Below are 20,024 nucleotides of genomic sequence, written 5' to 3'. Positions count from 1 at the left end.
GGGTGCACGAGGCCCCCGGGAGGCAGGAACCGTACGACGGGTGCGCCGGTGAACCGAGGGCCCCATCCCGCTCGTCCATCCTTCCGTGGCAAGGTGTTCCGGGCATCGCAAGGGGGCCGCTCGGAGGAGGGGGAACCGTGATCGTCTGGCTGAACGGCGCTTTCAGCGCGGGAAAAACCAGCACCGCGAGGGAACTGACCGGGCTCGTGCCGGAAAGCCACCTCTACGACCCCGAGATCGTCGGCGGGGGGCTGCGGCATCTCCTGCCGCCCGGACGGCTGGCCGAGGTCGACGACTTCCAGGACCTGCCGATCTGGCGGCGCCTGGTCGCCGACACGGCGGCGGCGCTGCTCGCGGAGGTGGGCGGGGTGCTCGTGGTCCCCATGACACTGCTGCGGCAGGAGTACCGGGACGAGATATTCGGCACGCTCGCCGCCCGCCGCATACCCGTCCGGCACATTCTGTTGGCCTGCGATGAAACGATACTGCGCAAGCGGATCGACGGCCGGGTGGAAGACCCCGGCGACCCGGTCCGCAGCGAGGCCGCCCGGCAGTGGGCCAGGGACCACGTCGACGCCTACCAGGAGGCGCTGACCTGGCTGACGGAGGACGCGTTCGTCGTCGACACCGGACGGCTCACCCCGCGCGAGGCGGCCGAACGCGTCGCCCAGGCGGTCCGCGACGGCTCCGCCGGGCCGTGCCAGATCGTCGAGACGCCCGAACCGAAGGCCGAGACGCTGGCCGCCGGGGTGCTCCTCTTCGACGAACACGACCGGGTGCTGCTCGTCGACCCCACCTACAAACCCGGCTGGGAGTTCCCCGGCGGCATCGTCGAACCGGGCGAGGCACCGGCGCGGGCCGGCATGCGCGAGGTCGCCGAGGAGATCGGCATCGAACTGCCGGACGTGCCCAAGCTGTTGGTCGTGGACTGGGAACCACCCAGGCCTCCCGGCTTCGGCGGCCTCCGCTTCCTCTTCGACGGCGGCCGGCTCACCGAGGCGGACGCCCGCCGCCTGCTGCTCCCGGGCGCCGAACTGCGCGGCTGGCGCTTCGTCACCGAGGACGAGGCCGGCGCCCTCCTGCCCCCCGTCCGCCACCGCCGCCTCCGCTGGGCACTCCGCGCACGCGAACGCGGTTGCCCGCTCAACCTGGAGGCGGGGGAACCGGTCGGCTGAGGCGAGAACCGGCAACGAGCTGCGCCGCGTACCCGCGCCCCGACGAACGGCATGGCGATGACGACCACCGGCCCGACGACGCGACACATCCACACCCCGCGCCCTCCCGCGACGCGCCGCCAGAGCCGCGCGGGCGCTTCAAGTGGCGCCTGGCGTTGAGGTGACGGGCGCGGCGGTGCGGTTCCATGCTTGAGGATCGCACCCTGCCCGTAACAGGCCCGCGCCGACTACTCGTTGTGCAGCACCTTGGCGATCGTCATACGCGCCGCCGAGCGGGCTGGGATCAGCGCGCCGAGGACGGCGATCGCGACCCCCGCCAGGACCAGGAGGGCCAACTGGGGCGTGTGCCAGACGTTCTTCATGGACTCCGGGAACGCGACCTGCCCGACGTGGTCGACGAGCAGCCGGTGCGCGGCGATCCCGAGGGGGACCCCCAGGAGCCCGCCGACCGCGCCCGGTCCCGCCACGGACGTCACGGTCATCACCGTGACCTGGCGTGGCGTCATGCCGATCGACTTGAGCGTGCCCAGGTCGCGGCGGCGTTCCCGGGTGTTCAGCAGGACCGTGTTGAAGACCCCCAGCGCGGCGACGACGGTCAGTAGCACGGTGAACGCCGCCGCGACGCCGATGACGGTCGTGGTGGTGGTGTTCGGGGAGGCTCCGGGCATCAGGTAGAGGCCCGGGTCGGACGCCTTGACCGCCCGGGCGTACGCCTCGGCGTCGGCTCCGTCGGCGAGTTCGACCGTGTACAGGATGGTCGGCAGGTCCGGGGCGAGCCCGGCCAGGGTCTCCCATGTGGATTCCACGGCATCAGCGTGGCCTTCGATGAGTTCCCCGACGATGGTGACGGGTGCCTGTCTGCCGTTCAGGTACAGGGTGATCCGGTCGCCGACCGTAAGCCCGTGCTGGCTCAGGAACGTCGGCGCGACCGCGGCCTCGCCCGGTCCGTGCGGCCAGTGCCCCTGGATGACCTCGGAGTCGTACATCCGGGTGTCCCCGCGGTGGAAGTTGGCGGCGGCGGGCTGTGTGTATCCGGCCAGGCGCACCTTGGTGATGGCGCGGGCGGTCACCCGGTCGGCTCCGGGTAGGGACCGCAGTCGTGCTTCAATCTGACCGTCCGTCAGTTTTGGTGCTCGCTGGCCGAGTCCGGGCCTGCCCGCCTCCACGTTCACCCAGGCGGAGCCGTTGTTCTGGCCGTGTTTCCCGAACGCGACCATGGTGCTGGTCAGACCGGTCGTGAGGGTCACGGTCGTGACGCCGAGGACGATGGCGGCCATCGTCATGGCGGTACGGCCCGGGCGGGCGAACGGCTGGCTCAGGCCCAGGCTCACGGCACGCGGCAGGCGGGTGCCGCCCAGCCCCCGCTGGATCCGCAGCCCGCGCCCGGTCCGCGGTGCGTCACCCGCGCTGATCGCCCGGGCCGCGGAGAACCGGTGTGCCCGGAGTGCGGGGACCAGCGCGGCGAGGAGGACGAGAGCGGGCATGCCCAGCAGGCAGACGGCGTACACCCATGCGCTGATGCCGATCGAGGCGTCGCCGGTCTCGATGCCGCTGAAGGCGTCCCGAAGGATGGGCCGTGACAACGCGTCGCCGATCAGGGTGCCTACGACACAGCCGGCGACCGCGGGTACGGAGACCATCGTGAGGTAGACCGCGAGCACCTGGTTCGGTGTGAAACCCAGCGCCTTGAGCACCCCGATGTGACGGTATCCGGAGACGACCGCCCCGCTGACCACGTTCCCGACGATCAGAGCGGAGACCAGCAGGCCGAGGATGCCGAAGACCGTCAGGAACGGGAGGTAGGAATCGGCCCCCGCGGAGAAGGCCCGTTTGAGCGTCAGGTAGGACTGCGTGTTCGTCAGCGAGCCCTGTGGCAGCCCGGCGGTGGCCTGCGACAGGCCGTCGCGGATCTCCCGGTCGGTGGAGGACGCGGTGAAGCGGTAGAGCATCTGCACGGCGGTCGGGTGCAGCGCGGCCATCTGCTCGGGCGCGACCCACGCGCCGGCGGACTTGCTCATGCTTCCCGCGTAGCCGACGACGGTGAGTGCCGGGGTGCCGCGCAGCGTGAGCTTCGTACCCGGTTCGATCGGGCCGGGGGATTCCCGGCCGTGCCAACTGACCACGATCTCCCCGGGCCCGGTGGCCCAGCGGCCTGCCAGGAGACGGACGTGGTCCACGCCGCCCGCCGGATCGGACCGGCCCACCACTGTCAGGGGGCCGGGCGGGACCCACCGCCACTGTGCGGGTACGTCGACGACGGCCTGGGGGTACGGTCCCGAGGCGGCCTCGACGCCCGGCCGCCCGGCGGTGCGGGCCAGTTGACCGTCCGAGACCTTGGCCCGGTCGAAGGCCGCCACCACATGGGCGCCGCGCTGCCGGTCGAAGGCCCGCTCGAAGGGCGCCGAGGCGGCGCCCAGCAGGGCCAGCGCGAGCAGGATGGTCGTCGTGGAGCACAGCACGACGAGTCCTATGACGGCCGTCTGGACCTTGCGGCGCCTCACGGCCGCGCGCGAGGCCGACCCGACGGCGCTCACGCGGTGGGCTCCAGCGCGCTCTCGCGGGCCACCCGGCCGTCGGCCACCTCGATCAGACGACTGGCGCAGCGGGTGGCCAGATGTGGATCGTGGGTGACGATCAGCAGCGTCTGGCCGATCTGGTTGAGATCGATCAGCAGATCCATCACCTGCTCGCCCGACCGGCTGTCCAGGGCACCGGTCGGCTCGTCCGCCAGCAGCAGGGCCGGACGGTTCGTCAACGCCCGTGCCACCGCGACCCGTTGTCGCTCGCCGCCGCTCAGCGCGGCCGGATAGGTGTCCTTGCGGTCGGCGACGCCGAGCTCGTCGAGGAGCTCCAGCGCCCGGCGGCGCGCCTGCCGGGCCGGGGTTCCGGTCAACTGGGCGGCCAGTGCCACGTTGTCCAGCACCGGAAGGTCGTCGATGAGGTTGAAGAACTGGAAGATCATGCCGATGTGCCGCCGTCGGAACAGGGCCAGCCCTGTCTCGTTCAGCTCGCCGAGGTCCCGGCCGTGGACCTCGACGGTGCCGGACGTCGGCCGGTCCAGGCCCGCGACCATGTTGAGCAAGGTGGACTTGCCGCAGCCGGAGGGCCCCATCACGGCGACCGCGTCCCCCGCGCGGATTTCCAGGGACATGCCGTCCAGGGCCTTGGTGTCGCCGTATGCCTTGTGCACGCCGTCCAACCGCACGACGGTCTGCTGCGGACTGCCGGGATCATGAGTCATGGCACGAACCTAGGATCGGGGGGACGGGACGGCGTCCCACTCCGGATGTAACCGTACGGGCACGTCATCCCGGGGATGTACGGAGCCGGCCCTTGGGGAGGACGCGGACCGCGGGGCGAGGTGCGAGGTTGACGGCATGGGGAGTTCAGGTGTGGGGTGGCTGGTCGGCGCGCTGGCGGCGGTGTGTACCGCAGCCGGCTGGCTGGGTGTGGCGCTCGTCCGGACGCGACGGTGCCACCGGTCGGCCATCGAGGAGCGGGGCCGGCTGCTGGAGCTGGAGCGGGAGAGCGCGGCACGGACCGCGGTCGACGCCGAGCGGGCCCGGATCGCGGCGGACCTCCACGACATCGTCAGCCACAACGTGAGCCTCATGGTGGTCCAGGCGGGTGCCGCCCGCGAGGTGCTGGCGACCATGCCGGACGAAGCCGCGGTCGCGATGAGCGCGGTCGAGAACGCCGGACGGAACGCGATGACCGAACTGCGGCACCTGCTCGGCCTGCTCGCCCCCGCGCAGAACGGTGACGACGAGCCCTACCGTGCGGACCTGTCGCCCCAGCCGAGCCTGAGCAGACTCAACCCGCTGATCGACCGCTTCGCCTTCGCCGGGCTGCCCGTGGACGTACGCGTCTCCGGGGTACCGCGGCCGCTGCCGGGCGGAATCGACGTCACCGCCTATCGGATCGTCCAAGAGGCGCTGACCAACGCCCTCAAACACGGGAACGCGGCGAAGGCCGAGGTGACCGTGCGGTACGCGGACCACTCCCTGCGGGTCGAGATCCTGAACAGCGGGCCGAGCGTCCTGACGGCCGACAGCCCGGCGGGCACGAGTGACCCGGCGGGCACGAGCGGCCCGGCGGTCCTGAGTGGCCCGGCGGCCGGCCGGGCGGACGGAGCCGGGCGCGGGTTGCTCGGACTGCGGGAGCGGGTCGCCGTCTACGGCGGCGACCTGGACGCCCGCCGCCGCCTCGGCGGCGGCTACCGCGTCCGCGCCCGGATCCCCCTGGACCGGCCATGACGGCCGTGCCCCCCGTGTCACCCGCGGAACCCGCCCCGCGCGTCGTCGTCGCCGACGACCAGGAACTCGTACGCACCGGCTTCCGGCTGATCCTGACCGCCCGCGGGATCGACGTGGTGGGTGAGGCCGCCGATGGGGCGGAGGCGGTGACCGTGGTGCGCGGGCTGCGTCCCGATGTGGTGCTGATGGACATCCGGATGCCTGTCCTGGACGGTCTGGAGGCCGCCCGCCGCGTCCTCGCGGAGGTCCCGGACTGCCGGGTGATCATGCTGACCACCTTCGACCTCGACCACTACGTGTACGCCGCCCTCACCGCCGGTGCCAGCGGCTTCCTCCTCAAGGACGTCACCCCTGAACATCTCGCCGCTGCGGTACGCCTGGTGAAGACCGGCGACGCACTGCTCGCGCCTTCGATCACCCGCCGTCTGGTGGAGCGTTTCGCCGGTGGAGGCCCCGGGCCCGGAACCCTGACGCCCGGAACCCCGACGCCCGGAACCCCGACGCCCGGAACCCGGCCGCCCACCGAGGTCTGGCCGCGCTGACGCGGCGGGAGCGCGAGGTGCTGACGCTCATGGGCCGGGGCCTGTCCAACAGCGAGCTGGCCCGGACACTGACACTCAGTGAGGCGACGGTGAAGACTCATGTGGCCCGCATCTTCGCCAAACTCACCCTGCGCGACCGGGCCCAGGCCGTAGTCCTCGCCTATGAGACAGGACTTGTCGCTCCTGGCGGCTCCGCAGGGAGCGCGCAGTAGCGGCGGCGATCCATGGACAACCACCGCATGGCCCGGCACGCCGTTCGCCAATGGCACGGCACCTCGACTCGACTTCAGTGATCGAGCACGGCAAGATCCAGCGCGGCCAGGCGTTGCGGGTCGGTCAGGATGTCGAGGGCGACGATCCGGTCCGCCACGACGGTGAAGGCCATGACCGAGAACGGCGTCCCGCCCACCGTCGCGACGACCCCGGCCGCGCCGTTGACGAGCGCCGGGCGCGCCGCCTCCGCGACCCGCGCGAAGCGCGACGCCTGCCGGGCCACGGCCTCCGCGCCGCGTACGACGTTGAACGTCCGTGCGGCGCCGCCGTCCGACCGTGCGACGACGTCCGGGTCCAGCAGGTTCACGAGCGCGTCGAGGTCGCCGCCGCGCGCGGCGGCGAGGAACGCGTCGACGACTCGGCGCTGCCGGCCGAGATCCGGGTCCGGGGCGGGCGCCGAGCCCTGCACCCGCCGGCGGGCGCGGCTGGCGAGCTGCCGGGCGGCGGCCGGGGTCCGGCCGACGACCGGACCGATCTCGTCGAACGGCACGGCGAACATGTCGTGCAGGACGAAGGCGAGCCGCTCCGCCGGCGCCAGCGACTCCAGGACCACCAGCAACGCCAGCCCCAGCGAGTCCGCCAGCAGCGCCTGCTGCTCGGGATCGACGCCGTCCGCCGCGCTGACGACCGGATCGGGCAGCCGCAGCCGCTCCTCCATCGGTTCCTCCCGCCGCGCCGTACGGCTGCGCAGCATGTCGAGGCAGACCCGCCCGACGACCGTCGTCAGCCATCCCCCGAGGTTCGCCACCTCACCGGCGTCCACCCGGCTCAGCCGCAACCACGCCTCCTGCACCGCGTCGTCGGCCTCGGTGAGCGACCCGAGCATCCGATAGGCGACCGCCCGCAAATGCGACCGGTGCTCCGCGAACCGCCGCGCCAGAAACTCGGTGTCGTTCACGCTGTCCATTCCCCGCCGTCCTGCTCGTAGGAGCGCGCGCTCTCTCACACAACTCACGCGCCGCCTGATTACCCGACCGGAACACTGACGCGCCGGACGGCATGGATGTGACAGCGGCATGGTGAACGTGCGCCTGATCACAGGGACGCCGGCTCGATGGCACTCGAAGGCGACGGCGCCCCGGTCCCTCAAGGGAGCGGGATACTCCATGTGTCCTCGTGGGAGCACACGGTATTCTCCTGGATCGGGAGGAACTGGTGTGCTGACTTTGCGTGAGGAAGTAACCGCGTTGTACGCGGGTGAGGTTGAGCCTGCGGAGGTGGTGGGGGCCTTCCGGCGGGCGGCGGTCGTCGTGCTGCTCGATGAGCGCGGGGATTGTGGACGGCGTCGTACGAGGGTGTGGGATGGATCCACGCTTTTTCTGACGAGGCGGCCTTGGCCCGGTTTGTGATGGCTCGGGCCGATGCGTGCGGGGTGGCGGTACGGCCCGGTGAAGCGGTGGTGGATTACGTCACGACTTTGGGTGCGCGTCTTTTGGACGTGGTGATCCCGGCGGTCGGCGAACCCACCGGTGTGGCTTTGGACGTGGGCGGCGACACGCCTTTCTTCCTGCCTCCCGTGGCAGGTGTCGTACCGGACGTGGCGGTGGTCGCGGCGGCCGGCGGAGAAGGTCCCGAGGGGGGAGAGGGATGACCGGCGGTTCCGATCTGGCGGCGGACCGTGAGGCGTTGGGGCAGATAGCCCAGGGTCTTACGGCCGCTCTCGCCGAGCTGAAGGAGCTTGGAATGGCGGGGGAGTCGGCGGCGGGCCGGGGTTTCTCCGACCTTCAGATGACGGGTATGGAAACGGGGCACGATGGCCTGACCGGCGCGTTGAAGTCTTTTTGTGAGCGCTGGGAGTGGGGTGTGCGGTCGTTGGTCCGCGACGGGAACCAGTTCGCCCGCCGGGTGGGGCTGGCCGCCGGCTCCTATTACGAAGAGGATCAGTACGTCAAGAGGACGCTCAAGGTAGGGGTGGCCGCGTTCGGAACGGACCCGACGCTCTCCGACGAGCAGGTCGAGAAGATGTCGATGGACGAGTTGCGGGAGCACGGGAACTTCGCCCACGTGGACTACAGCGAGAAGTCCTTCGAGGATGCCTTCGACAACGCGGTGCGCGCCGGCAAGGACGTGGCGAAGGACCACATCAACACCAGGCTCCACCTGCTTGAGAGTGCCAATGAGACCGCGAATGAGGCCGCGAAGCGTATCGCCGGTGCGGGGGAGCGCTGATGGGTTTTCTGGGTGACCTCGGCCACGGGCTCAAGAAGCAGGTCGACAAGGCCGGTGACAAGGCCGAAGGGCTGTGGAACGAGGGTAAGAAGCAGGTCGGCAAGGGCGTCAGGTACGTCTCTCACGAGGTCGGTGACGGGCTTGACGCGGTGGGGATGCACGGCCTGGCCGACGGCGTGGACGACTTCGGTGACAATTTCGCCTCCCGTATGGGTGCTCATGTCAGCGAACAGCAGCTCGGCGAGACGGAAGAGGCCAATGAGCTGATCCACGGGAAACCGGGGAAGATCCGGTCCTCGGCGTCCCACCTGTCGGATTTCGCGGCGGCGTTCGGGCGGGTCCGGGACGGCATGTCCCGGCTGGATTCCGAGCACTGGAAGGGAAAGGGCGCGGATGCCTTCCGTGAGAAGTTCGCCATGCACCCCTCTCAGTGGGGTCACGCGGCGAAGGCGTGCGAGGACGCGGGCAAGGCGCTGACCCGGTACGCGGAGACGGTTGTCTGGGCCCAGGGGAAGGCGAAGGAGGCCATCGCCCTCTACAAGGAGGGGAAGCGGGAGCAGAAGGAGGCGTTCGACGCCTACAAGGCTCAGGTCGAGGCTTTCGACAAGGCGGCGAAGGAATACAACGCGAAGCTGGATGCCGGCAAGGACCCGGGGACGCGTCCGACGCCGCCCGGTTCCTGTCCGAATGCCGGTGCGGACAAGATGCAGCACGCGCAGGAAGTGCTGACCAATGCCCGTACCCAGCGCAACAGCGCGGCGGAAGCCGCGGCGGCGGCGGTCAAGGGCGCGCTGGCCCATGCCCCGAAGAAGCCGGCGTTCACCGACCGCGTGGAAATGAACATGGGCGACTTCGAGTCGGCCGCCGGTGTCGAGCTGACGCATTTCGCCGGCGGCATGACCAAGGGCGCGGCGGGCGCGGTGAAGTTCGTCCGGACAGTGGCCCCCATCGACCCGTACAACGTCACGCATCCGGGGCAGTACCTGACCCATATGACGAACATGGGGGCCGGGATCCTGACCTTGGCCAACCATCCCGACCGAATACCCTCGGCTCTGCTGGGCACCGGTTGGGGCAAGGACCCCTCCGAAGCCTCCGGACGGGTGGGCTTCGACGTGCTGACCGGCCTGGCCAGCGGTGGGACCAGCATCGGCGCGACGGCTGCCCGGCGCGCGGCGATGAACGCGGCCAAGCACGGCCTGGAGGAGGCGGGCGCCCGGGGACTGCGAGGTCTGGGCAAGGACGCCGAACGGGAGGCGGGCGCGGGCCGCGGGCAGTTCGAGAAGGATCCTCATGGGGCGGCGAAGAAGGACGGCGAGCGCGACTGCGGCGGAACCGACCCGGTCGACCTCGCCTCGGGCCATATGTTCCTCGCTCAGAGCGACGTCAGTCTCCCCGGTGCCCTGCCCCTGTCCTTCACCCGAAGAGTGGGCTCGAACTATCGCGCCGGCCACTGGTTCGGTCCCTCCTGGTCGAGCACGGTCGATCAGCGGCTGGAGATCGACGCGAAGGGAGTGGTGTTCGTCCGCGAGGACGGCATGATCCTCTCCTACCCCCACCCGGCCCCCGGCGTCCCCACCCTCCCGTCCCACGGCCCTCTTTGGCCTCTGGAGCCAATGGCGGACGGCGGCTACACCGTCACCGACCCGCGCGGAAACCGGACATGGCACTTCACCGCTCCGGTCCCGTGCGGCGACGACCGGCACGAGATATCCCTGCTGGACCAGATCACGGACCGCAATGGTCACTGGATCACCTTCGACTACTCGGCCGAGGGCGTCCCCACCGGCATCACGCACCACGCCGGCTACCACATCCGCATCACCACGCACGGCAGTAGGGTCACGGCCCTGCACCTGGGCGACGTGGAGCTGATGCGCTACGGCTACGCGGACGGGAACCTGACGGAGGTCGTGAACTCCTCCGGCCTGCCCTTGCGTTTCGCTTACGACGAGCGTCACCGCCCCACGTCCTGGACGGACCGCAACGGCCGCTCCTATCGGTATGAGTACGACGACCGCGACCGCTGCGTGTACGAGACCGGCGAGGCGGGGCACCTGCGGTGCACCCTGGAGTACGGCGAGCCGGATCCGGCCACCGGCCTGCGCGTCACCACCCTCACCAGCGCCTTGGGCCACACCAGTCGGCACGTCTTCGACCAGCGCTCACGACTGGTGGCCGAAACGGACCCCACGGGCGCGACGACACTCTTCGCCTGGGACGCCCGAGACCGTCTCCTTACGCGCACGGACCCGCTGGGCCACACCACATCCTTCTCCTACGACGAGGCGGGCGACCTGCTCTCGGTGCTGCGCCCGGACGGCAGCGAGAGCACCGCCGAGTACAACGCCCTGGGCCTTGCCGAGACGATCACCGAACCCGGCGGTGCGACGTGGCGGCAGACCTACGACGCGGCCGGCAACCGCACGTCGGCAACCGACCCGTCCGGCGCCACGACGCGGTACACCTACGACGAGGCCGGCCACCTGACGACGGTCACCGACGCGCTCGGGAACGTCACCCGGCTGCGGTGCGACCCGGCGGGCCTGCCGTCGCAGGTGACGGACCCCCTCGGGGGAACCACCCGCTACGAGCGGGACGCCTTCGGCCGCACCGTCGCCATAACGGACCCGCTGGGGGCCGTCACCCGCCTCGCCTGGACGACGGAGGGCCTGCTCGCCCGCCGCACGGACCCCGACGGCACGGAAGAAAGCTGGACCTACGACGGCGAGGGCAACTGCACCACCCACACGGACGCCCTGGGCGGAGTAACGCGCAACGAATACACCCACTTCGACCTCCTGACCGCCCGCACCACCCCGGACGGCGTCCGCCACACCTTCACCCACGACACGGAACTCAGACTCCAGACCGTCACCAACCCCCAGGGCCTGACCTGGTCCTACGCCTACGACCCGGCCGGACGCCTGACGTCGGAGACGGACTTCGACGGCCGCACCCTGACGTACACGCACGACGCCGCGGGCCGACTGACCGAGCGGACCAACGGCCTCGGCCAGAGCATTGGCTACCACTACGACCCCGTGGGCCGCATCACCAAGAAGAACGCGGCAGGCAAGATCACCACATACGCCCACGACCCGGCGGGGCGCCTTATGGAGGCGGTCGGCCCGGACGTGACGCTGGTGTACTCGCGCGACCGCCTGGGCCGGGTCAAGTCCGAGACGGTGAACGGCCGGACCCTGTCGTACACCTACGACAAACTCGGCCGGCGCACCCGACGAGTGACCCCGGCGGGCGCGGTCACCACCTGGACGTACGACGCGGCGGGCCGACGAACCGGCCTGACCGCCTCCGGCCACACCTTCACCATGGAGCACGACGCGGCGGGCCGCGAAGTGGCCCGCCACTTCGGCCAAGGCCTCACGCTGACGCACGGCTGGGACGCGACAGGCCGCCTCACCACCCAGACACTGTCGGCACCCGCCGCCCCTGACCCGCTCCAGCACCGCACCTTCACCTACCGCGCCGACGGCTCCCTCACCGGCATCACCGACTCGACCACGGGAACGCGCACCTTCGACCTGGACACGGCGGGCCGCGTCACCGCCGTCCACGCCCACGGCTGGACAGAGCGCTACGCCTACGACGAGGCGGGCAACCAGACACAGGCTTCCTGGCCCACGGACCACCCGGGCGCGGAAGCTCATGGCCCCCGCACCTACACCGGCACACGCATCGTCCAGGCGGGCCGGATCCGCTACGAACACGACGCCCAAGGCCGCGTCACCCTCCGCCAGAAAACCCGCCTGTCCCGCAAACCGGAAACCTGGCGCTACACCTGGGACGCAGAAGACCGCCTGACCGAGGTCATCACCCCCGACGGCACCAACTGGCGCTACCTCTACGACCCCTTCGGCCGCCGCACGGCCAAACAACGCCTCACGCCATCAGGGGAGGTCGCCGAAGAGACCACCTTCACCTGGGACGGCCCCACCCTCACCGAACAAACCACCACATCTGTAGAGTTCCCCAACCCGGTCACCCTCACCTGGGACCACGACGGCCTCCACCCCGTCGCCCAGACCGAACGCATCTCCGCGGCGGATGCCCCGCAACGCGAGATCGACCGACGCTTCTTCGCCATCGTCACCGACCTCGTCGGCACACCGACGGAACTCATCGACGAGACTGGGACGACGGCCTGGCGCTCACGCGCGACGCTGTGGGGGACTACGGCGTGGGCTGTGGACAGCTCGGCTTATACGCCGTTGCGTTTTCCGGGGCAGTACTTCGACTCGGAAACGAGACTCCACTACAACGTTTATCGGTATTACGACTCAGAGGCCGCGCGTTACATCTCCTTTGATCCTCTTGGGCTGAAGCCGGCGCCGAACCCCGCCGCATACGTCGCGAATCCTCACGGCTGGACGGATCCGTACGGTCTCGCCCCATGCCCCAAGCAAGCGTGGGAGCGGAAGGCTGATTTCACGAGCCAGAAGACTATGAGCAAGAAATATCATGCCCACGGTAAGGACTTTTTGGAAAATCCCGGGAATCTTAGCGGTAAAAACCTGAAGGAGTTTGAGCAAGCGCTACGCCAGCACATAGCCGGCGAAGATAGTAAGATTTATCGGTACAACTATCGAGGGCAAGGGCAAGCCGTGGGGTTCATTGACCCCCAATCTGGCAAAATGGTGATGCTGCACGCGGACGGAAGGTTCTGGTCCGCATACAGGCTCGGTGACAAGCAGTTTAGGATGATTGTGGAAAAGGGGTATCTGTGGTAGATGTCGAAAGGTGGAAGGTGATTCCGCAGAAGCGTCTGGGAAGAGTGGTTGACCCGAGCCTCCTTTCCTTCGGCGAGGAGTGGCTCAGTGCCGGGAATATGGAAGTGGTGCCATTCCTCAGTCTCTCAGGGATGGACAAGCCCCTTGCGGGGCGCATTAGTGCGGCTGCTCGCAGTGCTGGTTATGCGTCTGTTATTGCGTGGTTTCCGGGCCCGCCCCGCGTCGGAGGTCAGGCGATCAGTGTGGCAGCGAGCACGGAGGCCATACTGGCCGAGTTCGGGCAGCAGGAAGGTCTCGCTATTGCGCTTCCCGACCTCGCCGCAGCGCTTTTGGTTACCCGTCACGGATTCGCTCTGTTTGCTGGATCCGGTAAAGTGTTTCACGCTGGCGTGCCGGAGGGGCGTGATCGGGCGGTCATCGACTTCGAGCGTTTCGCTAAGCGCGTGAAGAAAAAAAACCCGAATCTGTGTGCGGCGACGGCCGGATTCGCTCCCACGCAGACGGCGTGGGCCAAACCGGCCAATGCAACCGAGGACTCCGCGACCGCTACTCAACTCGCATTGATGGAGTCATTCAGTGCCGGTGGCATCGACGCTGCATGCTTCGCACGGTCGTGGCTGGCGGCGCGGAGGGATTCGCTGGAGAGGTCAGAGCGTCTCCGTGACCAATTTTCCCGCATCCTGGATCGCGTGTTCTATGCCCTCGATGATTACGCCATCGATCCGGCTTTTCAGGAAGAAGGCGACATGACAGATGAGCAACTGAAAGCGGTTGTCAGGGAAGCATTGACCGAACTGCAATCACTGTGACGTGTGCCCGAACCGCCGTGGTGCCGACTGTTTCGCGTTTCGAAGGCCGCGGTGGCCGGACGGTTTTCGCGGCGAGGTCGGCGGACGTGGTGAGTGCGGCCACGGGGGACACACTTTTCCTACTCGCCGACCTCGCGAAGCTGGCCTACACCGGGACCCATCACGTTACTCGGACATGCCGCCCATGAAATGGGTCCGGTATCGCCCTGGAACCGTCAGGTCCGCCTCTCAGACGGCGGTCAAGCGGCCCTGAAACCGGGCGCATACTCCGAGGGCGACGCTGGCAAGTTCGATGGTCATTCCCGATCGGTGTTCCTTACCGCTTCGACTCCGCGTAGTTCAGCAGAAACAGCGCCTCCGCCAGCGACATCCGTTCCAGTTCCTCCGGGTGGACGCTTTCGTTCACCGCGTGGATCTGGGCCTCCGGCTCGCTGAGGCCGATGAGGAGGATTTCGGTGTCGGGGTAGAGGGCGGCGAGGGTGTTGCAGAGGGGGATGGAGCCGCCCATGCCGGCGGTCTGCATTTCCTGGCCGGGGTAGGCGACGCGCATCGCCTCGGCCATCGACACATACGCCGGGCTGGTGGTGTCGGCGGCGAACGGCTCGCCCTGGCCGACGAGTTCGGTGGTGACCCGGGCGTTCCACGGGACCTGGGACTCCAGGTGGGCGCGGAGGAGCTTGGCCGTGTCGGCGGCGTTGACGCCCGGGGGGACGCGGAGGCTGATCAGGGCCGCCGCGCGGGCGTGGACGGACGGGGTGGCGCCGACGACCGGCGGGCAGTCGATGCCGAGGACGGTCACGGCGGGGCGGGCCCACAGGCGGTCCGCGACCGTGCCCGAGCCGATCAGGTCGACGCCGTCCAGCACCTTGGCGTCGGAGCGGAAGTCCTCCTCCGGGTACTGCAGGCCGTCCCAGGTGCCCTCCGGCTCCAGGCCGTGGATGACGGTCGTCCCGTCGGGCGCGCGCAGCGAGTCGAGGGTGCGGATCAGCGCGGCGAGGGCGTCGGGGGCGGCGCCGCCGAACATGCCGGAGTGCAGGTTGCCGCCCAGCGTCTGCACCTCCACCCGCACCAGCATCATGCCGCGCAGGGTGGCGGTCACGGTCGGCAGGCCGAGCCGGAAGTTGCCCGCGTCGCCGATGACGATGGTGTCGGCGGCCAGCAGCTCCGGGTGCGCCTCGGCGTACCGCTGGAGGCCGCCCGTGCCCTGCTCCTCCGAGCCCTCGACGATCATCTTGACGCCCACCGGCACCCCGCCGTGCTCCTTGAGGGCGCGCAGCGCCGACAGGTGCATGATGAAGCCGCCCTTGCAGTCGGCCGCGCCGCGCCCGTACCAGCGCCCGTCGCGCTCCGTCAGCTCGAACGGCGGGGACAGCCACGCGTCCTCGTCCAGCGGCGGCTGCACGTCGTAGTGCGCGTACAGGAGGACGGTCGGAGCGCCCTCCGGGCCCGGCAGGTAGCCGTAGACGGACTGGGTGCCGTCCGGGGTGTCCAGCAGCGCGACGTCCTCGAAGCCCTCGGCGCGCAGCGCCCCGGCCACCCACTCCGCCGCCGCCTCGCACTCGCTCTTCGGGAACTGCGCCTCGTCCGCGACCGACCGGAAGGCGACCAGCTCGGCCAGTTCGGTGCGGGCGCGGGGCTGGAGGGAGGCGACGGTCGCGGCGAGCGCGGCGGAGTCGGGCCGGGGGGCCGGAACGGTGTCCATGGAACGCTCCTCGGGGGCACCACGTTGTGGTGTACGGATGGGCATGGTTGACGGGCTCGATCCTTTCATGGCGTTCCGCGGTGGTGCCGGTGGGCCGGGTGCGCTTCCCGGGGCGGGCGGGCCCACGGCCGGGCCGTAGGATGCGGGCGGTACGGCCGGCACGGCCGGCGGCGGCGGACGAGCGGGAGCGGAAGCACAGGTGAGCAGCGACAACACAGCCCGGGAGACGGGCCGCGACGACGTGCCGGCGGATGACGTGCCGGTCGACGACGTGCCGGTCGACGACGTGTCCGCGGACGACGGCGGGCCCTCGGGCGCCGGGCCGGTGTGGGACGTCGTCGTGGTCGGCGCCGGGCCCGCCGGAGCCTCGGCGGCGCACGCGGCGGCCGGCGCGGGACGCCGCGTCCTGCTCCTGGAGAAGGCCGAGCTGCCCCGCTACAAGACCTGCGGCGGCGGCATCATCGGCCCGTCCCGCGACGCGCTGCCGCCCGGCTTCGAACTGCCGCTGCGCGACCGCGTGCACGCCGTCACCTTCTCCCTCGACGGCAAGCTCACCCGCACCCGCCGGTCGAAGAAGATGCTCTTCGGGCTCGTCAACCGGGCCGAGTTCGACGCCGGCCTGGTCGAGGCGGCCAAGGCGGCCGGCGCCGAGGTGCGGACCGGCGTGACCGTCGCCCGCGTCGAGCAGCACGGCCCCGCCGTCCCCGACCGGCGCACCGTCGCCGTCGTACTCGGCGACGGTTCGACGGTCCTGGCCCGCGCGGTCGTCGGCGCCGACGGCAGCGCCGGCCGCATAGGAGCACACGTCGGGGTGAAGCTCGACCAGGTCGACCTCGGCCTGGAGGCCGAGATCCCCGTCCCGCCGTCCGTCGCCGAGGACTGGGCCGGCCGGGTGCAGCTCGACTGGGGCCCCATCCCCGGCAGTTACGGGTGGGTCTTTCCCAAGGGGGACACCCTCACGGTGGGCGTGATCTGCTCGCGTGGCGAGGGCGCCGCCACCAAGCGGTACCTGGAGGACTTCATCGCCCGCCTCGGCCTGTCCGGCTTCGAGCCCAGCATCTCCTCCGGCCACCTCACCCGCTGCCGCGCCGACGACTCCCCGCTCTCCCGCGGCCGCGTCGTCGTCTGCGGCGACGCCGCCGGGCTGCTGGAGCCCTGGACGCGCGAGGGCATCTCCTTCGCGCTGCGCTCCGGCCGGCTGGCGGGGGAGTGGGCCGTGCGCGTCGCCGAGGCGCAGGACGCCGTCGACGCCCGCCGCCAGGCGCTCAACTACGCGTTCGCCGTCAAGGCCGGGCTGGGCGTGGAGATGGGCGTGGGCCGCCGGATCCTCGCCCTGTACTCCCGCAAGCCCGGCGTCTTCCACGCGGCGGTCACCGGATTCGGCCCCGCCTGGCGGGCGTTCGCCCGGGTCACCCAGGGCGCGACCACGCTCGCGGAGATCGTCCGCACGCACCCTATGGCGCGGCGGCTGGTCTCCGCGGCGGACCGGCTGCCGGCCGGGCGGTCCTGAGACGGGCGGTTCTGAGACGGGTTGTCGGTCGCGGGTCGCGGGTCGCGGGGCGCGGGTCGCGGGGGCGCGGGGCGTAGGGGCGTGGGTCGCGGGTTAGGGTCCGGGCCTTGGTCTTGGGGTCGGGCCTCGGGGCGTGGCATAGGCAAAAGACAGCAGTTGGCCTGCTGGGGCGGTGTCGGCTGATCGCCGCACGTCCGGTTTTGCGGTCCGCAGGCGGTGCCGACGTCGGGTGTCGGGTGTCGGATGTCGGGTGTCCGGACCGGGGGCCGGTCGTCGGCCGGCTGCTGCTCCTTGGGACCGGTCGTCGGCCGGCCGCCATGGGGTCGGCCGTCGGCGGCCCCTGGCCCGGTGGTCCCTGGTCCGGTGGCCCCTGGCCCGGGAGCCGTGGTCCGGCGGCCCCTGGCGCGGGGGGCCTGATCCGGGGCCCTGACCACGCGCCGCAGACAAGCCGTTGCCCCCGAGCTAGGGTGTGCGCGTACGCGGCCGGCCGACCCCCTGGGGGCTCCTGATGGCGCGCAGACTCCGCCCTGTGGGCGCTGATTTCGCCGGCCCGGAGGGTGCGGCGGCGGTCGCAGGCCCGGCGGGTCCCCTTTCTCCACGCCCCTGTTCTCCCCGCTCCCGCGCGGCGCGCCTCCGGGCGCTGCTTCCCCGTGCGGCGGGCCGCGGTGACGCCGCGCCGCTGCGGCTGACGTTCGTCGCCCGGACGACGGCACCGCCCGAGCGCGTGCACCACGCGCTGGTCGAGGACGTGACGGCGTGGCCCCGCTGGTTCCGAGCCGTGAGACTGGCCCGGCCGCTCGACGGGAAAGGGCGCCGCCGCCGCGAGATCCGGCTCGTGGGCGGGGTGTGGTTCCACGAGACGGTCATGGCCGTCGACGCGCCCCGGCGCTGCGCGTACCGCGTGGACAGCACCAATGTTCCGTTCCTCCGCGCCGTCCTGGCGGACTGGCGGCTCGTCCCGTCCGGCGGCGGCACCCTCGTCCGTTGGACCCTGGCGATGGACGCGCCGCCGGCGGTCCGCTGGCTCGTCCTCCTCACGCGCCCGGTACCCGCCCGCGCTTTCCGCGGCGCACTGCGCGCGTTGGACGCGCGTTTGGCCGCGAAAAGTGACGCGGATGACACGAGCGGCATGAGAGATGCGAGTGGCACAGGTGGTGCAGGAGCTGCTGGAGGCAGGGGTCGCTTTGGTGATCAAGGGGAGGACGCCGGACGTACGTGAACCGCGGCGCGTCCAGCCCTCCCGCATGGCGGCGGCGAGTGCATCGCGGGGGCGCGGCCCCGGCGGCTCGTCGCACGGATCCGGCCGCACGGCCCGTTCCCCGCGCCGGGAGCCGCCGGGGCACCGCCGGGCGCATGGCCGTTGCGCCGCGTCGCTCGTCGGCGGGTTCGCGCAGGTGGTGTGGTGGACGGGGGCCCGTCGCCGTCCGTCCGGCGTCCGCTCCCGGTCGGGGAGCCGCCCGTGCGCGCCCCCGGGGCCCGGGACCGGAGGGAACGAGAACGAAAATCGGCCCCTGGTGCGGGCGTCGGCTCGCGGGCACACTGCGCAGCAGACAACCATCGGCCGGGAGGCGGTGCACCGTGGCGGAACCGGAGTTCAAGGCGACTGGGGTACGGATCGAGAAATCGCTCCGCTCACTCACCCGCGCCGGACAGGTGAAGATCCACAATGGTCGCCTGGAGCTCCTGACCAGCTACGGGGTGGAGATCGACAGCGCGCCGGTGGACGCCGTCCAGGCCCGGAAAGCCTGGTTCGCCGCCCGCGACCGGGCGCGGGCCACGCTCAACGGCAACCGGTACGTGCTCGATCTCGGGGAGTCCGGCCAGGACCCGGAGGCGGCGGTCCGCCGGTTCCTGGAGGCGGTGGAGGCCGCGCGCGGGGACGGGCCGGAGTGAGCGTGCGAAACAGGGGGCGGCACGGGTGCACGGTGGGGGCGCACGAGTTGCGTCCACGACGGTGAAGGTCGACCCTTGAGGCGTACAGCATCACTGAGGGTTCATCGACGGTCGCGTTCCGGATCGGTTCCGTCGTGCGGTCCGGCCCGCCCGCCGGACCGGGACGGGCGCGCACCGCGCCACGCATCTGCATCAGGCTAGCCCTACTTCTTCAGGGAGTCGCAGCCGTGATCAGCCGAGTGAACAAGCACTGCACCGTCGAGCTCCAAGCCCTGCCGCAGCGGATCCGGCAGGTGCGCAGAATCGTCTCTGCGCAGTTGCGTTACTGGCATCTCGATCCGCTCATCGACCCCGCCGCGCTCGGTGTCACCGAGCTCCTCACCAACGTCCACCAGCATGCGGAACCGGACAAACGGTGCACGGTCGAGATCACCCTGATGCTCGACCGGCTCACCGTCTCCGTGCGCGACCACGACCCCCGGCTGCCCCGCGTCGGCGCTCCGGACGAGACCAGCACCCATGGGCGCGGCCTCGCCCTGGTCGCGGCGCTCAGCGCCGGTTGGGGCGTGCAGCCGCACCACGACGGCGGGAAGGCGGTGTGGTTCACCCTGCTCGTACCGGCCTCCGCTCCCGCCGCCGACCCCTGGCGCGACCGCGGCGCCGAGCCGGCGGTCGCCTTCGAACGGGCGACGGCCTCCCTGACCTCCCTCGGCACCGCGGCCTTCTCCGAGCCGGCGGCCCTGCACCCGGCGGGCGCGGGGGCCGTTCCGGCGGTGGCGCGGGAGCGTTCGCCGGTGTGACGGCGCGGCCGGCGGAGCTCGGAGGGCGTGTGCTCCGGCGCGTGCGCTTCCGGAGCCGTGTCGGGGCCACCTTCCGGACGGCGAACGGCACCCCGCGCCCGTACAGGTCGTACAGGTCGTACGGGGCCCGTACGGGCGGCCGGC

The 20,024-nt window shown here is 71.0% G+C and carries 14 protein-coding genes and 1 pseudogene; 11 read left to right on the top strand and 4 right to left on the bottom strand.

What is annotated here, in order from left to right; all coding sequences use genetic code 11:
* Positions 1–137: 137 nt before the first annotated feature.
* Positions 138–1,175, top strand: a complete 1,038-nt coding sequence (locus ACQEVS_RS03830) for an NUDIX domain-containing protein (RefSeq protein WP_433015196.1) — start codon at positions 138–140, stop codon at positions 1,173–1,175.
* Between the two features lie 227 nt (positions 1,176–1,402).
* On the opposite strand, the gene ACQEVS_RS03825 is transcribed toward ACQEVS_RS03830, so the two are convergent.
* Both ACQEVS_RS03825 and ACQEVS_RS03820 read right to left on the bottom strand, forming a co-directional pair.
* Positions 1,403–3,709: an ABC transporter permease gene (locus tag ACQEVS_RS03825; RefSeq protein ID WP_433015193.1), complete on the bottom strand. Its 2,307-nt coding sequence runs from the start codon at positions 3,707–3,709 to the stop codon at positions 1,403–1,405.
* Positions 3,706–4,416, bottom strand: coding sequence for an ABC transporter ATP-binding protein (locus ACQEVS_RS03820; protein ID WP_433015190.1), 711 nt, complete (start codon positions 4,414–4,416; stop codon positions 3,706–3,708). Before ACQEVS_RS03820 ends, ACQEVS_RS03825 begins: the two co-directional genes overlap by 4 nt.
* 136 nt (positions 4,417–4,552) lie before the next feature.
* Here ACQEVS_RS03820 and ACQEVS_RS03815 point away from each other — a divergent pair, with 136 nt between their 5' ends.
* Entirely contained in the window at positions 4,553–5,431 is an 879-nt protein-coding gene (locus tag ACQEVS_RS03815; RefSeq protein ID WP_433015187.1) for a sensor histidine kinase, read from the top strand.
* A pseudogene (locus ACQEVS_RS03810) lies at positions 5,428–6,185 on the top strand (response regulator). Before ACQEVS_RS03815 ends, ACQEVS_RS03810 begins: the two are co-directional and overlap by 4 nt.
* A gap of 74 nt (positions 6,186–6,259) precedes the next feature.
* Here the strand turns inward: ACQEVS_RS03810 and ACQEVS_RS03805 are convergent.
* Positions 6,260–7,144 (bottom strand): sigma-70 family RNA polymerase sigma factor, encoded by an 885-nt coding sequence (locus tag ACQEVS_RS03805; RefSeq protein WP_433015184.1) that lies wholly within the window; start codon positions 7,142–7,144, stop codon positions 6,260–6,262.
* Positions 7,145–7,519: 375 nt separating this feature from the next.
* Here ACQEVS_RS03805 and ACQEVS_RS03800 point away from each other — a divergent pair, with 375 nt between their 5' ends.
* The 4 genes from ACQEVS_RS03800 to ACQEVS_RS03785 are packed head-to-tail and all read left to right on the top strand — an operon-like array spanning position 7,520 to position 13,975.
* Complete coding sequence (locus tag ACQEVS_RS03800) at positions 7,520–7,837, top strand: SseB family protein (RefSeq protein ID WP_433015181.1); 318 nt, start codon at positions 7,520–7,522, stop codon at positions 7,835–7,837.
* On the top strand, positions 7,834–8,415 hold the full coding sequence (locus ACQEVS_RS03795; protein WP_433015178.1) for a hypothetical protein: 582 nt from the start codon (positions 7,834–7,836) through the stop codon (positions 8,413–8,415). Before ACQEVS_RS03800 ends, ACQEVS_RS03795 begins: the two co-directional genes overlap by 4 nt.
* On the top strand, positions 8,415–13,166 hold the full coding sequence (locus ACQEVS_RS03790) for a putative T7SS-secreted protein (protein ID WP_433015175.1): 4,752 nt from the start codon (positions 8,415–8,417) through the stop codon (positions 13,164–13,166). Before ACQEVS_RS03795 ends, ACQEVS_RS03790 begins: the two co-directional genes overlap by 1 nt.
* A gap of 17 nt (positions 13,167–13,183) precedes the next feature.
* Positions 13,184–13,975: a colicin immunity domain-containing protein gene (locus ACQEVS_RS03785; RefSeq protein ID WP_433015172.1), complete on the top strand. Its 792-nt coding sequence runs from the start codon at positions 13,184–13,186 to the stop codon at positions 13,973–13,975.
* Positions 13,976–14,291: 316 nt separating this feature from the next.
* Here ACQEVS_RS03785 and ACQEVS_RS03780 read toward each other — a convergent pair whose 3' ends face one another.
* The gene (locus ACQEVS_RS03780) at positions 14,292–15,677 is read right to left on the bottom strand and encodes a dipeptidase (RefSeq protein WP_433015169.1); all 1,386 of its coding nucleotides are present in this window, start codon (positions 15,675–15,677) and stop codon (positions 14,292–14,294) included.
* A gap of 286 nt (positions 15,678–15,963) precedes the next feature.
* On the opposite strand from ACQEVS_RS03780, the gene ACQEVS_RS03775 reads away from it, so the two are divergent.
* From ACQEVS_RS03775 to ACQEVS_RS03760, 4 genes are all read left to right on the top strand, one after another.
* Complete coding sequence (locus tag ACQEVS_RS03775; RefSeq protein WP_433027228.1) at positions 15,964–17,187, top strand: geranylgeranyl reductase family protein; 1,224 nt, start codon at positions 15,964–15,966, stop codon at positions 17,185–17,187.
* A gap of 508 nt (positions 17,188–17,695) precedes the next feature.
* Entirely contained in the window at positions 17,696–18,406 is a 711-nt protein-coding gene (locus ACQEVS_RS03770; RefSeq protein WP_433015166.1) for an SRPBCC family protein, read from the top strand.
* Positions 18,407–18,765: 359 nt separating this feature from the next.
* Positions 18,766–19,080 (top strand): hypothetical protein, encoded by a 315-nt coding sequence (locus tag ACQEVS_RS03765; RefSeq protein ID WP_433015163.1) that lies wholly within the window; start codon positions 18,766–18,768, stop codon positions 19,078–19,080.
* Between the two features lie 227 nt (positions 19,081–19,307).
* A complete protein-coding gene (locus ACQEVS_RS03760) occupies positions 19,308–19,880 on the top strand; it encodes an ATP-binding protein (RefSeq protein WP_433015160.1) in 573 nt (190 codons plus the stop codon).
* Positions 19,881–20,024: the final 144 nt, after the last annotated feature.

The organism is Streptomyces sp. CA-181903, assembly GCF_050937075.1.
GTDB lineage: Bacteria > Actinomycetota > Actinomycetes > Streptomycetales > Streptomycetaceae > Streptomyces.
Note: the sequence above shows the minus strand (reverse complement) of the source record. Positions and strands in the feature narration are given on the sequence as shown.